Below are 14510 nucleotides of genomic sequence, written 5' to 3' on the forward strand. Positions count from 1 at the left end.
ATGGTGTCGCGGCACACGGCCCGTGATCTTCGTAGCGAAAACCGGTTCGAGGTTCTGCACGCCTTGTTCGAACTGGGGTCGTCCACCCGTCAGGAACTCGCCCGGCACACCGGTCTCAGTCCGGCGACCGTCGCGACACTGGTCACCGAGTTCCTGTCCGAGGACGTGCTGCACATCGCGACCGTGGAGCGCAACACCGGAGGGCGGCCGCAAGAGCGTCTCACCATCAACCCCGACCGCGGCCGCATGGTCGGCGTCGACGTCGCCGAGACCTACGTCGACGCCACGGTGTACGACCTCGCGCTCGGCGTGCTCGGCCAGGGCGAGGTCGCACTCGACGAGCACGAGAACGACCCGGACTACGTCGTCGACGGGATCGTCCGCGCGATCGAGGCGGCCGTCGGGTCCGGCGGAACCGAGCGCGAGCGCATCATCGGCGTCGGCGTCAGCATGCCGGGGCACGTCCATCCCGACGCGGGCGTCTCCGTCTTCGCACCGAACTGGGACTGGCACGACGTCCACATCGAGAGAATGCTGGAGAAGGGCCTCCAGATCCCCGTCTACGTCGACAATCCGCTCAAGGCGCTCACCCTGTCCGAGATGTGGTTCGGTGTGGGGCGCGGCGTCGACACCCTGGCCGTCGTCAATCTCGGCACCGGCGTCGGCACCGGCATCGCCGTCGACGGCTCACTGATCCGCGGTACCACCAACAACGCCGGTGAATGGGGCCACACGCTGCTCCAGTTGGACGGCAGACAGTGCCGTTGCGGTCGGCGGGGCTGCGTCGAGGCGTATCTCGGTGTCCACGGTCTGCAGACGACGCTCGCCGAGATCGACCTGTTGCACCCCGCGCTCCGGCAACGACGGCAGCGCGACTTCGTCGAGGCGGTCGCCGACGGTCTCGCCGCGGGCGATCCGGCGCTGATCGGCCTGGCCCTGCGTACCTCGCGCTACCTCGCCGCGGCGCTCGGCGACCTGGTCAACCTGCTCAACATCCCAAGGATCACCCTCACCGGCTGGACCTCGAAGGCTCTGGCCGAATGGCTCGTGCCCGCCGTACGCGACGAACTTCCGCACCATGTCCTGCCCGGTTCGCTGCCGGGCCTCACCGTCGAGCCGTCCCACGTCCCGGGCAACGCGGTGGCCCTGGGCATGGCGGCCTTCACCCTGCAGCAGTTCCTCACCCGTCTGGGTCTTGCCAGCCCGGCGAGAACCCGGCCGCGGACGGACCCGGATCATGGCAGCGATCAGGCAGGTCACGGACGACCGTAGATCGTAGGGGGTTGGGCGCGCCCGGCGGCTTCTGGAGCCCGCCATGAGGGGGCCCGCCCTGGGGGCCCGCCCTGAGGGGGCGCCGCCCCTCAGTCCTCGGGCACTCGACCCACTGGCGGCGGCGCGTCCTGCGGGGCCGGAAGCCTGGTCCCCAGGCGGGCGAGGGGAGACAAGGCCATCAGCACCGGGGACAGCACCATGCCCGCGGCCGCTGCCAGGAGGCTGGTGCGCAACCCCCACTCCTGCGCGAGGAATCCGCCGAGCAGGGACCCGAGCGGGGTCATCCCCATGCCGGCGAACGTGATCGTCGCGGCCGCGCGGCCTTGCATCCCGTCCGGAGTGAGTGTCTGCCGGACAGTCATGATCGTGACGTTCACCGTCTGACCGCCGGTCCCGAACACGAAGTTGACCGCGAGGAGTACGGGAATCGTCACCGCGGGGGAGCCGTGCAGCGCGGGCACGCACAGCATCACGCCGTCGCCGAGTGCCGCCGCGGACACGAGTACGGGACCGTACCCGAACCGTTTCGGTAGGCGGGCGGCCAGCATGGAGCCCAGAAGCGCGCCGGGTCCCGTCGCCGCGAGCGCCAGCCCGACGGCGGTGCCCGACAGGTGCAGTTCGCGCGGCAGGAAGAGCAGATAGACGGTCATCGTGGCCGCGAACGAGAACTGGAAGGCGGCCGAGGCGAGGCACACGGTCCGCAGCGAGGTGTCACCGAGGACGAAGCGGAGACCCTCATGGATCTGCCGCCAGACCCGAGGGGGACGTTCCGCATGTCTCGGGAGCGGTTCGACCCGGCGGATCCGTCGGATCGACAGGAACGACAGCGCGAAGAACAGTGCGCTGGAGGCGGCAGCGACCGGCGCCGACAGCAGGGACACCAACGCGCCGCCGAGGGCGGGACCGGCGATCTGGGCCGCGGACCGGCTGCCCTCCAGCGCGCTGTTGCCCCGCACCAACTGATCGCGTCTCACCAGCCGTACGAGAGACGTCTGGTACGCCACGTCGAAGAACAAGGACAGGGCCCCGACGGCGACGGCGACCACGAACAGCCCGGGCAGACCCAGCCAACCGAGGACGCCGGCCACGGCGGTCGCGCCGAGGGCCAGGGTCCGGGCGATGTCCGTCAGCACCATCACGGTGCGGGCCCGCCACCTGTCCACCCACGCGCCGACGAAGAGCGAGAGCAACAGGATCGGCGCCTGCCCCACCGCGCGCAGGATGCCCAGCTGGCCGGCGCCGGCGTCGAGGGTCAGGACGGCGAAGAGCGGAAGGATCACCAGGCTTGCGTGTTCGCCGAGTTGGGAGGCCGTCTGCCCCACCCAGAATCTGCGGAAGTCGTCGTCCCGCCACAGGCTCGGCGGAGCAGGACGGCTGGAATCGGATTCAGCGCGGGAAGCGAACGGCACGGGGGATCCCTTGGGTTGCCGAAAAACGAGGCCCCGCCACCCGGCGCCCGAAAGGCGCACCTACGGTTCGGACGGGAAGGCTCGCTGTGCCGCAACAACAAGGGCAGCACGCGATGACAGGCCGATCACGGCCTACGACGTCAACGCGCGCTCGGACGACCGGGCATGTCTTCGCTCCTCGTGGGTGTCTCGCTCCCCCCGGACACTAGCCCTCGGCGGCCCGGCGCGAAACGCAATTAACGCCAGGAGGCGCGCAGCCAACTCGTACCCGGCACACCACAGTTGACGGTTCTTGAGACACACAGGGCGTGGCGTCCTGGGCCGGCACCCTTGCTCAATAGTCTATTTGGACTGATAGAGTTCGACTATGCCACGTCGCGCTCTCGACAACCCGATCGTCCTGGCGGTGCTGGGCCTCCTGCTGGAACAGTCCTCGCACCCGCATCAGATGCTCGCCGAACTGCGCAAGCGCAGTGACAATCACGCGGCCTTGATCACGCGAGGCACGCTCTACAACACGGTGGCCGCCCTGGCCGAAGCGGGATGGGTCGTTTCGGAGGGCCGGCAGCGCTCGGGAAATCGACCGGAGAGGACGGTCTACGCCCTCACGCAGGCCGGCCACGCCGAACTCGTACGACGCCTGGATTCCCAGATCCGCAACCCGGAGCGGGAGTTCTCGCAGTTCCTCGGCGCGGTCACCTACCTCGGTGCCCTCGGGCCGAGCGGCGCGGTGGAAGCCCTGACCGAGCGCGCCCGATGCCTGCGACAGCGGACGTCCGCCGATGAGGAGCGCCTCTCGGACGCCCTGGCGGCCGGTGTCCCTCGCCTGCACGTCATCGAGGCCGAATACGCGTTGTGCCTCGCTCGCGCCGAGATGACATGGATCGCTTCGGCCATCGATGACATCCGCACCGGCTCCCTGATCTGGCCGGTCGCCGCCACGACAAATCCCGCAACCCAGCACCACTGAACAGAGAGGAAATGAGCGGATGACGCCGACAGCACAGGACGGCATGCTCTTCGGGATCTACCCGGGCGGAGTCACCGGTGATGACGCCGGGGGACTGGCCCGCGGCCTGCCCGATGACCCGGCTCTCGTGTCGAGCGCACTCGACCGCCTCCAGGGCCGGCCGGATCGCCCGTTTCTGGTACGCGCCTACACAGGCTTCGACGACACCACGAGGCTCGGCGAGCCACACGCGACCGCGACGCCGATCGCCGCAGCCCAGTACGCCGTCCGGGGGCGCCGCCTGGATCTGGTGGCGCAATACCAGTCCGCCGCCGGGGACGTCGACGGCTACTGCGACTTCCTGCGCGAACTGGTCGAGCAGTACGGCCCGGTCACGAGCACCTTACAAGTCACGGAAGAGCCCAACGACACGTCGAACCCCGTGCTGGACGGCTACTACCCGGCGGTGCGGGAGGCGATCGTCCGCGGGGTGTCCGCCGTCAAAGCGCGAGCACGCGAACTCGGGCACAGTCACCTGCGGGTGGGATTCAACACCACCCCCCTCTTCGGACCGGCGGCCTCCTTCGTCACCGACCTGACCGACCGCGGTGGGGAAGGCTTCATCGCCGATCTCGACTACGTGGGCCTGGACTTCTTCCCCGACGTCTTCCGGCCCGTTGCCGTATCCGACCTCGAAAACGCGGTGGAGGGACTGCTCCGCCATCACCGTGACGCGGTGCTGACCCCCGCCGGGCTGGGACTCCTGCCGCTGCACATCACCGAGCACGGCTGGCCCACCGGACCCGACCGGCCCCCGCACCGGCAGGCTGACGTCGTCGAGACCGTCGTACGGGTCGTCGCCGCCCAGGCGAAGCGACTCAACCTGAGCGGCTACACGCACTTCGCGCTGCGTGACGCCGACAGCGCGGAGCCAGGACTGTTCCACCAATTCGGGCTCACCACCGATGACTACGCTCCCAAGCCCGCCTTCGACACCATGAAGAGGCTCGTCGAACGCCACAGCGTCTGAAACCGGTGACCCGTGACAGCCCCCGATGCCCGCCGGGCGTCGGGAGTTTCATGGCCACCGCCGAGACGCGGGACCGCTCCGATAGCATGTTCGGGCTCACGACGAGTGCCCTCATCACCAGCCCTTCACCGGAAAATCACGCTATCCGGTACAAAGAGTGACCTATTTAACCGGCATCTACCAAATCGGTCAAACAATTGATATCTATCGCATCGCGGGTCTTTTCGCGCATCAGCAGCAGACTCAAGGTCGCCGCGTGGTGTCAGCCACGGGCGGTGTTGTGGGCCACGGCAGGCGTGGTGACCCTCGGATTCCTCATAGCGCTGGAGATCGCCGCGCGTGGCTACGGTGCGCCAGGGCCGATCACCGCCCAGGTGCAAGAGGCGATATTCCCCCCGAAATCGGGTTTCCTGCTGTACGCCAGTATGGCGTTGATGATGGTGGTGCTGACCTGGCGGCAGCGGGTCATCGCGGCTGGTGTCGCGATCGGCATCGACGTCGTCTTCTTGCTGGTGCGGTGGGCGGTCGATGCCGAGAAGACCGACGGCCACCCCTTCGGCAACGGCGCGTTGTGGGTGATTCTGGGCTATGCGGTCATCGCCGTCACGCGCCGCACCGGCCAGGAGCGTGTCCTGCTGCTGAAGGGCGTCGGGCTGGGCCTGCTGCTGGTGGCCGGCCGCAAGACGGGCGATGCCTGGCTGCTCATCACGTCGAAGACCCGCCCGCTGGTGCTCGACCAGTACGTGGCAACCGCCGATCACGCGCTGGGCGACCCGTCCTGGCTGGTGGGCCGGATCGTCACGGCCTCCGGCCCGATCATCGTCCATGTTCTCGACTACGTCTACACACTGCTTCCGGTGGCCGCGGTCGTCGTCGCGCTGTACCAGCTGCGCAACGTGGCGGCCGAGCGCCGCTTCCCGGGCCACCATCTCGTGCGCACCTTTCTGGTCATCGGCCTCCTCGGGCCGGGCATCTACATGCTCTTCCCGGTGGTGGGACCGGTCTTCGCCTACGGCCCCGGCGACTCCGGCACCGGCGGCCTGGAGTGGGCGCTGGCCGACCTGTGGCCCCACACGCCGCCGCCGCTCACCACCCCGCACCCGATGTCGTTCGACGAGATCACCCCACGCAACTGCATGCCCAGCCTGCACACGGCATGGGCCACCACCATCTTCATTCATTCCCGCAGGGGCCCACGGCTTCTGCGCTACGCCGGCACGTTCTGGCTGATCGCCACGCTCGCCGCAACGCTGGGGTTCGGCTACCACTACGGCGTGGATCTCGTCGCCGGCATGGTGTTCACGATCACGATCGAGGCGGCGCTGCGCTCCTTCGACCGCGGCTGGGAGCGGTCAGGAATCCAACTGGTCACCTACGGTGCGACGGTCTTCGCCGCGCTCCTGGTGTCGTATCGCTATCTGGCGATGGAGATGGCCGAACATCCATGGGTGTTCGGACCACTTCTCCTTCTGGCGCCGGCCTCAGTGGTCTACGGCTATGTGCGGACCACCAAGCTGTGGGATCCGAAGGCCGTGCCGGCGCAGCGACCGGAACCGCAACTCGAACTGGTGTGAGTCATGGTGCGTCTGGTCGGTGAGCCCGCATCATGTCCCGGTACCAGTAGTAGCTGGCTTTCGGAATCCGCCGCAGATCGTCGTAGTCGACGTAGACGAGGCCGAAGCGCTTCGCGTATCCGTAGGACCATTCGAAGTTGTCCAGCAGGGACCAGCAGAAGTAGCCGCGGACATCCACCCCCTTTGCCATGGCGTCCTGCGTCTCTCCCACATGGGCATCGATGAACTCGATGCGTTCGGGGTCGAGTACGGCGCCCGTCGAATCGATCACGTCGCGAAATGCCGCGCCGTTCTCGGTGATGTAGATCGGCGGGAGTTCTCGATACTCATCCTTGAGCCGGCACAACAACCGGGTCAACGCGGACGGCTCGACCGGCCAGCCCATCGCGGTGCGCGGCAGCTCTGCCGGCGGCACGTTCTGCGCGTCGATGTCGGCCGCCGACCGGAATTCCGGGTCCGGCTCCGCCGTGGGCGCGAACTTGGTGTAGGAGGGGCAGTAGAAGTTCACACCGAGAAAATCGAGGGGTTGCCGGATGAGGGCGAGGTCATCCGGAGCACGAAAGCCGAAATCGCTGATCTCCGACCACACCTGGCGTTCCAGAGACGGCCAGGTTCCGCCCAGGATCGGGTCGGTGAACGCGCGATTCTGGAGAAGGTCGAGCCGCTCGGCGGCGGACCGGTCGGCCGGGTCCGCCGAGGCCGGCCTGACGTCGCTGAGGTTGAGGGTGATGCCGAACTTCTCCTCGCCCCGTCGCTGTGCCCGCATCGCCTGCACGGCGAGACCGTGTCCGACCATCAGATGGTGTGCGGCCGCCAGCGCGCCGTGTCCCTCCCGGGCGCCAGGCGCGTGTTCGCCCGTGGCCAGCCCGAGAAACGCGCTGCAGTAGGGCTCGTTGAGGGTCGTCCACCAGGTGACACGGTCACTCAGTGCGTCGTGCACCAGCGCGGCGTAGTCGGCGAAGCGCTCGGCGGTGTCCCGGCTGCGCCATCCGCCGCGCTCCTCCAGAGCCTGGGGGAGGTCCCAGTGGTAGAGCGTCAGCCAGGGTTCCACTCCCGCGCCGAGGAGCTCGTCGACCAGGCGCTGGTAGAAGTCCAGCCCCCGGAGGTTCGCCGGCCCGTGTCCTTCCGGTTGAATCCTCGGCCATGCCACCGAGAATCGGTAGGAGCCCACTCCGAGGCCGCGAATCAGTGCGACATCTTCGCGGAACCGGTGGTAGTGATCGGTCGCGACGTCACCGTTGTCGCCCCGGGCGGTGTTTCCCGGAGCATGGGAGAAGGTGTCCCAGATGGACTGACCGCGGCCGTCCTCGTGAACGGCGCCCTCGATCTGGTACGCCGCCGTCGACACTCCCCACTTGAAATTCTCTGGAAACTTCCGGAACTCGTAGTCTGAAGACAACTGCAGGCCTCTCTCGAAGTGGCACGCCGAACCGACGCGCGACCGAAGATCCGAAAGTCGGATTCTGATTCTGGCCGTACGGGCTTCCTGAGATCCCGCCTATCCTCCGATGGTCGTGGCGTCCATGACGAAGCGGTACCGCACCTCGCCGTCGCGCAGGCGACGGTACGAGGATTCGATCTCCTTCGCGCCCACGATTTCCACCTCTGCGGAGATGTCGTTCTCCGCGCAGAACCGAAGCATTTCCCTGGTCTCGGCCGTCCCTCCGATCATCGACCCGGCGATCGCTCTGTTGCCCGCGATGAGCGAGAACGGTTGACAGCTGATCGGAGCCCCCGGGGCTCCGACATTCACCAGGACGCCTCCGGGCCGGAGCAGGGCGAGGTAGTCGTCCATCGCGAGCGATGCCGAGACGGTGTTCAGAACCAGGTCGAATCTGTTGCGAGAACCGCCGAGGTCGGACGGGCTTTCCGCGGAAAGGAAGTCCGTCGCTCCCAACCGCTGGGAATCCGCACGTTTCCCGACGCCACGGCTGACCGCGGTGACCTCGGCACCCATCGCGGCCGCCATCCTCACCGCCAGGTGCCCCAGACCGCCGATTCCGACGACCGCGACGTTCTTGCCGACGACGGGCCCCCACCGGCGCAATGGCGAGTACACCGTGATCCCCGCGCACAGAAGAGGGGCGGCTCCCTCGAGGTCGATCTCGTCCGGGAGGCCGTGGACGAACGACTCCCGGACGACGATGCTCCTGCTGTAGCCGCCGTAGGTGACAGTGCCGTCGTAGTCCCGGGAGTTGTAGGTCTCGACGACTCCCTCGACGCAGAACTGCTGCCTGCCGGCGAGGCAGTGCTCACAGCTCCCGCAGGAGTTGACCATCACGCCGACGCCGACTCGGTCGCCCACCCGGTAGGCGGAGACAGACTCACCCACCGCGCTGACGACACCGGAGATCTCATGTCCGGGAACCATCGGAAAGATGCCGTCTCCCCACTCCCCGTGAACCTGGTGCAGGTCGCTGTGGCAGATTCCGGTGAAGGCGATCTCGATGTGCACGTCGTCACCGCGCAGATCGCGCCGGGTGAGTGTGGTGGGGACGAACGGTCCGCCCGCGGCGGTGACGGACAGCGCCGGCGTCATCATGTCGTGCACCGCCGACTCCGCGATGTCGGCATGGCGGGCAAGGCCCCGGCCCCACCGGGTGGTCGACGTCGAGGCTCTCCGGCACGACGGCTGGTCACGGTGTGTCGCCACGCAGCCATGCGACCTGCTCGGTGGACAGATGGATCTCGGCGGCCCTGAAGCTTGCCCGCGACTCCTCGAGCGTCTTCGGTCCGTACATCGCGAACGTCGGGAAGGGCTGGTGCAGGACGTAGGCCATGGCGATCGCCGATGGCGAGACACCGTGGTCGCGGGCCAGCTTCTCGGCTCGCCGCTTCCGCTCGAAGTTCTCGGGTCCGTAGAAGCACCGCACCAGCAGTTCGTCAGTCCGGTTCGAAGGATCGGCTCGGCTGAAGAAGTTGCGGGACCGGGACGACCATGCGAGCAGCGGCATCTGCCGTTCGGTCAGCCAGCGGATCGATTCCGCGTCGCACGAGGCCACACAGCCGGGCCACGGCAACTCGTTCGGTTCGGCGAGGCCGAAGTAGTTGCTGAGTACCGAGAAGCCGCGTTTGCCATGGGCCCGAGCCCAGGCGTTGGCCTCGTCCACCCGCCGGATCGACCAGTTCGAGCCGCCGAAGATCCGCACGAGGCCGGCGTCCGCGTGCTGGTTGAGGACGTCGACGAACTCGCCGGCCGGTATGTCCTCGTTGTCGCGGTGCAGCATGTAGATGTCGAGGTGACCCGTTCCCTGCCTGTCCAGCGACTCGACGAGCTGCCTGCTCAGCGCGTCCGGGTTGCAGTCCGGTGTGTGCGCGCCCTTCCCGATCACCACCACGTCGTCGCGGATGCCACGGTTGGCGATCCACTTGCCCAGCCGGCGTTCGGCCTGTCCGTCGAGGTAGAAGTGGGCGGTGTCGAACACGTTGCCGCCGAGCTCGACGTACTGGTCGAACAGCGCGGACGCCGTGGGGAGATCGGGTTGGTGGTCACATCCCATGACGATCCGTGAGAGCGCTTTGCCCAGTCCTTCGACACGACCGGGATGGTGCGCGCGGACGTCGCCCTCGGTCGGCGTGGGGAAGCGCAGCGGTAACGAGGACACGGTTCCTATGTTCGCGTCGTCCCGCTCGAACGGGTAGCGGACTCCGATCTCCGCGCGCCATCGGTCGAGTGCCGCGATGTTGCCCAGCGAGTCCGCGTTGGTGATCTGCTCCGGCTCCGGGCCGTGGATGCTCTCGGCGAAGGCGTCGACCTGCAGGGCGTACGCCCCCGACGCGGGGAACGTCCGGTGGTCTGCCACGTGTCCGACACGGCGGATGATGACCCGAGGGCTCATCGAGAGGGCCCACGGGTCGATCATCTCGATCGTGCCCTTCGACCCGACGATCAGTACGGTGTTGTTGTCGACCATCCGCACACCCGTCCGAAGGGACGCCGTCACCCCGTTGGCGAAGGTCAGCTCGGCGGTCGCCCACTCATCGACACCGTCGTCGGTGAGGCTCCCGTTGCCGGTGAGGGTCACCGGGTCCAGGAAGTCGACTCCCGCCGCGGCTCCCGCGATCGCTCGCGCCATCGACAGTGGATAGCAGCCGACATCGAGGATGCCACCGCCGGCGAGGTTCGGATTGAACAGGCGCCCCCTGGTCCCGCCGGCATCCTCGATGACCAGGTCGGCGCTGACTTCGGTGGGCGCTGCCGGGTCGGTGGAGACCAGAAACGCGAATCCCGCGTCGATGTGCCGCACGTCCCCGATCTCGCCGTTGCGCACGAGTTCACGGACCGCGGTCATCTGTGGGTGGAACCGGAACATCATGGCTTCGACCAGGCGGACCCCGGTGTGCTGTGCGGCGTCCACGGCGGCCATCGCCTGCGGGTGGTTGACGGTCAGCGGCTTCTCGCACAGGACATGCTTGCCGGCGGCGATCGCACGCATGGCGAGCTCGGCGTGGGTGGTGTGGACGGTCGCGATGTAGACCGCGTCGACGTGCTCGGAGTTCATCGCGTCGTCTTCGGTGCCACAGAGCAGGTCGTCCTCGCGGAGGTCGCCGAACTCGTCCGCGAGTACGCGAGCCTGATCCGGATCGCGATCGCCGATGGCGCGTAACTCCCATCGCCGGCTGTCCGGCAGCTGCCGCAGAAAACGGCGGGCCATGTTGCCGGACCCGATGACCGCCAAGCGCAGCTTGGCCGGGTCTGATGCGTGCTCGGTCATAAGCATCTCCATCCTCGAATCTTGTCTTCGGTGGGGGAGTCGGCGAACACGGCCTCGAACCACGGGACTTCGGTCTGGTCCCAGCCACCGTGGACATGGTCCGACGTCCGTACGGCCGCTCAGTGCGCGCTGCGGCCTCGGCAAGAACGCATGGCTACGTCCCCGACACGGTGGTAGGGGCGTGGCCTTGCGGCCAGGCGCCCGGAACCAACAGGAATCGTCGCGCCACGGCGTTCTGGGTGAGTTGACGCGGTGTCGACGACCTTCGGGTTACCGCGAGTATTTCCAGCGTGTTGTCTGCCGGTCCCGACCCGCCGTTCACCGGCCTAAAGGCCGAGGTGACCGTACGGATCCGAGTGTCTTGACGGCAATTCACCTGAAGGGCTACTGATCATTGATGAGCAGTTTCTGATGCGCGTATGGAAGAGCAACGTTCAGGGGCTCGAAGGTGAACACGTGTCAATCGCGTCTACACAGACACGAGCGAGTTCCAACAGCAGTCAACATCATGCGGGGCGATACGTGTAGTTGTCAATTGCCGTGATCGGTGGGCCTGTTCGGATTTACCGAGAGAGGGTCAGGGCAAGGGATCTTCGGTCAGGGCTGTTTGCGCGGATGAAGACGTTGGTCTCCAGCGCTCGTGGAAGGATCCAGCCGCTCGGCGCCCGCCGGTACGGGCGGGCGCGAACTTGCCGACCGTGCGTCAGGCGCTGCTGAGCTTTCTATATCGCCGCAGGAGCGTCAGAGCGGCCAGTGACGTTCCGTCGACGAACTCGCCGGCGGCGACCATCTCGTCCAGGGACTCGCCGCTCACCCAGCGGTGGATCATGTCGGCCTCGGTGGCTTCCCGTTCGGGGGGCCTCTGCGTCAGGCCCTCGGCGAGGACCACGTGGCAGCCCTGCGACGCATAGCCGTGTGCGACGTGCAGCCGCCCCAGCCAGGTGAGTTGCCGAGCCAGCAGCCCGGTCTCCTCACGGAGTTCGGCCCGGGCCAGGGCCGCCGCGTCGGCAGGGAGACCGTGGGCCGCGGCACCTTCGTCCGCCGCCCGGTCTCCGCCGGCGCCCGGGGAATCGTGTGCGGCGGCGGACTGCTCGGGCCAGGATCCCTGGCCGGACTGCTCGGGCCAGGATCCCTGGGGAAACTCCCAGAACCTGCCGCCCACCGGGTACCGGTACTGCTCCACGATGTGGAAGCCGTCGCCCTCGACGGGGATGATGAGCACGAAGTCCGGCTTGTCCACCACTCCGTAGATCCCGTCGGAGCCGTCGGGGCGGCGCAGGGCATCCTCACGGACCGTCATCCAGGAATTCCGGTAGACCAGCCGCGAACCCGTCAGGGCGGGGGCCCCGGCCTCCTGACCTGCGTCGACTCGTCCCATCGTGCGCCTTTCGTCGTCAACCGGAATCGGGGCCACCCTACTCACGAGGCTCCGGACCAACGCGCGGCTTCGCAGAAGGGGGCCTGCGCCATTCCACGGTTTCTGGACGCCGACGAGGGAACAAGTCAGCCAACTTACCGGAGGCCATCACCTCTCTTTCGTCCCGCAAAGTCGGTGAACACGCTGAAGGCGTGTGACCTGTGATGCGGGTGTGGCAAGTCCGCCTGGCTGAAACGCAGCACCTCGACCCTTGACCGTTCACTATTGTTCCGTCTTGAATCAAGCAGACCCAAGATCCACCGTATGTGGTCGCTTTTGCCTGCCACTCGGGACATGGAAGGCCTCCGGTCGACGAATCGTTACTGCGGAAAAACACCAGGGTCTGCGAAACCCCCGGGGGAAGGCAGAATGGAACGATATTTTCTCGCCGTCCATACACGGCCCACGCCAGGTATGGAAGCCGAGTATCACCGCTGGTACAACGAATTTCACCTCGATGAGGTGCTACAGGTTCCGGACTTCGTCACGGCCGAGCGATATGTCCTCGTCCAGAGTGATGGATCGCAATTCCTCGGCGACGGAAGTCATCTCGCGGTGTTCACCATCACGTCGTACGACATCGGGGCCACCATGGCGGCATTCCGGCACGCGCAGGAGTCGATGGCGCCGCCCGCGTGCCTCGACGCCGACAGCGTCACCCTGTCCTGGTGGCGCCCCATCGGGAGCCGTGTGGCGTCGTCGTCCCCCGTGGCCACGGACAGCGTGTAGCTCCTCTCCGGCTCCGCCGGTCGCGTCACCGAGATCGCTACGCCCTGCCGGGCGCCGTTCGCCCTGGAGCGGTGCGGGCCGGGCCAACCCACCGGCATCGAGGGCTGGCACCGCCATGTCCCGGTGCGGGGAAAGGCTTGACGACATGACAGTCCAGCCCGATTCGACGTCAGAGGCGATACGCCCCCGCCTGCACACCGTCGGTGAGCCGCCGCACCAGGCGTGGCGGCCGCAACACACCTGGCAGGTCAGCACCAGCAAGGCGGTCACCTACGAAGTCGTCCTGAGCCCGGGCCTGCTCAACCCGTCGAACCCGACACTGGCCACCGCGGGTGTCCCAGAGGAAGCGCGACCCGGACGCCGTCTCGTGGTGATCGACGCCACCGTGCACGCCCTGTACGGGGCACGGATCAGCGCGTACTTCACTCAACAGGCAGTCGAGCACGAGGTGTACGTCGTCGATGCGCACGAGTCCGTGAAGAGCATGGACACGGTCTTCGAGATCGTCGCCTCGATGGACGCCTTCGGGATATCCCGCCGACGTGAGCCGGTCATCGCCATCGGCGGCGGCGTCCTCACCGACCTGGTCGGCCTGGCCGCGAGCCTGTACCGGCGGTCGACTCCCTATATGCGTATACCGACCACCCTCATCGGCATGGTGGACGCGGGTATCGGCGCCAAGACCGGGGTCAACTTCCGCCAGCACAAGAACCGCCTGGGTACGTACCACCCCTCCGCCGTCACCCTGATAGACCGGGAGTTCCTGGGGACGCTCAGCCCCCGGCACCTGCGGAACGGGCTCGCCGAGATCCTGAAGATGGCCATGGTCAAGGACGTGGCGTTGTTCGAGCGCCTCGAGGCCACGGGGCCGCGTCTGGTCGACGAGCGGATGCAGTCCGCGGGCTCCGCCGACGGCGGAGAGGCGGCGGAGGACGTGGTGGGGCTTGCCATCCACAGCATGCTCGAAGAGCTCCAACCCAACTTGTGGGAGCACGAGTTACAGAGGCTGGTCGACTTCGGGCACTCCTTCTCACCAGTGATCGAGATGGCGGCGCTGCCTGAGTTGTTGCACGGCGAGGCCGTCTGCATCGACATGGCGTTCTGCGCCGTCATCGCCCACCGGAGGGGGCTGCTCGACCGCGGCGGCCTGGCGCGGATCGTGCACGTCATGGACAGTCTGAAACTGCCGACCTGGCATCCGGTCTGCACACCTGAACTCATGGCACGAGGGCTCGCCGACACCGTCAAACACCGGGACGGCGAGCAGCTCCTCCCGTTGCCCGACGGGATCGGACACGCCCGCTTCGTCAACGACGTCAGAAGTACCGAACTGGACGCCGCTCTGGCCATGTTGCTGGACCTCAGCGGGGGCGCCGACGCGCTGGCCATGACCTCCCGAAACCGAGGAGTGTGAC

General features: G+C 67.4%; 11 protein-coding genes. 6 read left to right on the forward strand and 5 right to left on the reverse strand.

The window, feature by feature from the left end; translation table 11 throughout:
- Positions 1-63: 63 nt before the first annotated feature.
- Positions 64-1272: an ROK family transcriptional regulator gene (locus tag AB0H86_RS32535; RefSeq protein ID WP_362446922.1), complete on the forward strand. Its 1209-nt coding sequence runs from the start codon at positions 64-66 to the stop codon at positions 1270-1272.
- A gap of 89 nt (positions 1273-1361) precedes the next feature.
- Here the strand turns inward: AB0H86_RS32535 and AB0H86_RS32540 are convergent, their stop codons facing one another.
- Entirely contained in the window at positions 1362-2681 is a 1320-nt protein-coding gene (locus AB0H86_RS32540) for an MFS transporter (RefSeq protein WP_362446925.1), read from the reverse strand.
- A gap of 367 nt (positions 2682-3048) precedes the next feature.
- On the opposite strand from AB0H86_RS32540, the gene AB0H86_RS32545 reads away from it, so the two are divergent.
- The 3 genes from AB0H86_RS32545 to AB0H86_RS32555 all read left to right on the forward strand — a co-directional run bounded on the left by AB0H86_RS32545 (position 3049) and on the right by AB0H86_RS32555 (position 6234).
- Positions 3049-3651, forward strand: a complete 603-nt coding sequence (locus AB0H86_RS32545) for a helix-turn-helix transcriptional regulator (protein ID WP_362446928.1) — start codon at positions 3049-3051, stop codon at positions 3649-3651.
- A 19-nt stretch (positions 3652-3670) separates the two neighbouring features.
- Positions 3671-4660: a hypothetical protein gene (locus tag AB0H86_RS32550; RefSeq protein ID WP_362446931.1), complete on the forward strand. Its 990-nt coding sequence runs from the start codon at positions 3671-3673 to the stop codon at positions 4658-4660.
- Positions 4661-4935: 275 nt separating this feature from the next.
- Positions 4936-6234, forward strand: coding sequence for a phosphatase PAP2 family protein (locus tag AB0H86_RS32555; protein WP_362446934.1), 1299 nt, complete (start codon positions 4936-4938; stop codon positions 6232-6234).
- Between the two features lies 1 nt (position 6235).
- Here AB0H86_RS32555 and AB0H86_RS32560 read toward each other — a convergent pair whose 3' ends face one another.
- The 4 genes from AB0H86_RS32560 to AB0H86_RS32575 form a co-directional block, all read right to left on the reverse strand.
- Positions 6236-7633 (reverse strand): GH1 family beta-glucosidase, encoded by a 1398-nt coding sequence (locus AB0H86_RS32560; protein ID WP_362446936.1) that lies wholly within the window; start codon positions 7631-7633, stop codon positions 6236-6238.
- A gap of 99 nt (positions 7634-7732) precedes the next feature.
- Entirely contained in the window at positions 7733-8776 is a 1044-nt protein-coding gene (locus AB0H86_RS32565) for an NAD(P)-dependent alcohol dehydrogenase (protein WP_362447128.1), read from the reverse strand.
- 94 nt (positions 8777-8870) lie between these two features.
- Entirely contained in the window at positions 8871-10949 is a 2079-nt protein-coding gene (locus AB0H86_RS32570; protein WP_362446939.1) for an aldo/keto reductase, read from the reverse strand.
- A gap of 703 nt (positions 10950-11652) precedes the next feature.
- Positions 11653-12327: an NUDIX hydrolase gene (locus tag AB0H86_RS32575; RefSeq protein ID WP_362446942.1), complete on the reverse strand. Its 675-nt coding sequence runs from the start codon at positions 12325-12327 to the stop codon at positions 11653-11655.
- Between the two features lie 501 nt (positions 12328-12828).
- Here AB0H86_RS32575 and AB0H86_RS32580 point away from each other — a divergent pair.
- Positions 12829-13095, forward strand: coding sequence for a hypothetical protein (locus AB0H86_RS32580; RefSeq protein WP_362446945.1), 267 nt, complete (start codon positions 12829-12831; stop codon positions 13093-13095).
- A gap of 145 nt (positions 13096-13240) precedes the next feature.
- Entirely contained in the window at positions 13241-14509 is a 1269-nt protein-coding gene (locus AB0H86_RS32585; protein ID WP_362446948.1) for a sedoheptulose 7-phosphate cyclase, read from the forward strand.
- Position 14510: the final 1 nt, after the last annotated feature.

It is taken from the genome of Streptomyces sp. NPDC050997, assembly GCF_040660135.1.
In the GTDB taxonomy this organism is placed as follows: domain Bacteria; phylum Actinomycetota; class Actinomycetes; order Streptomycetales; family Streptomycetaceae; genus Streptomyces.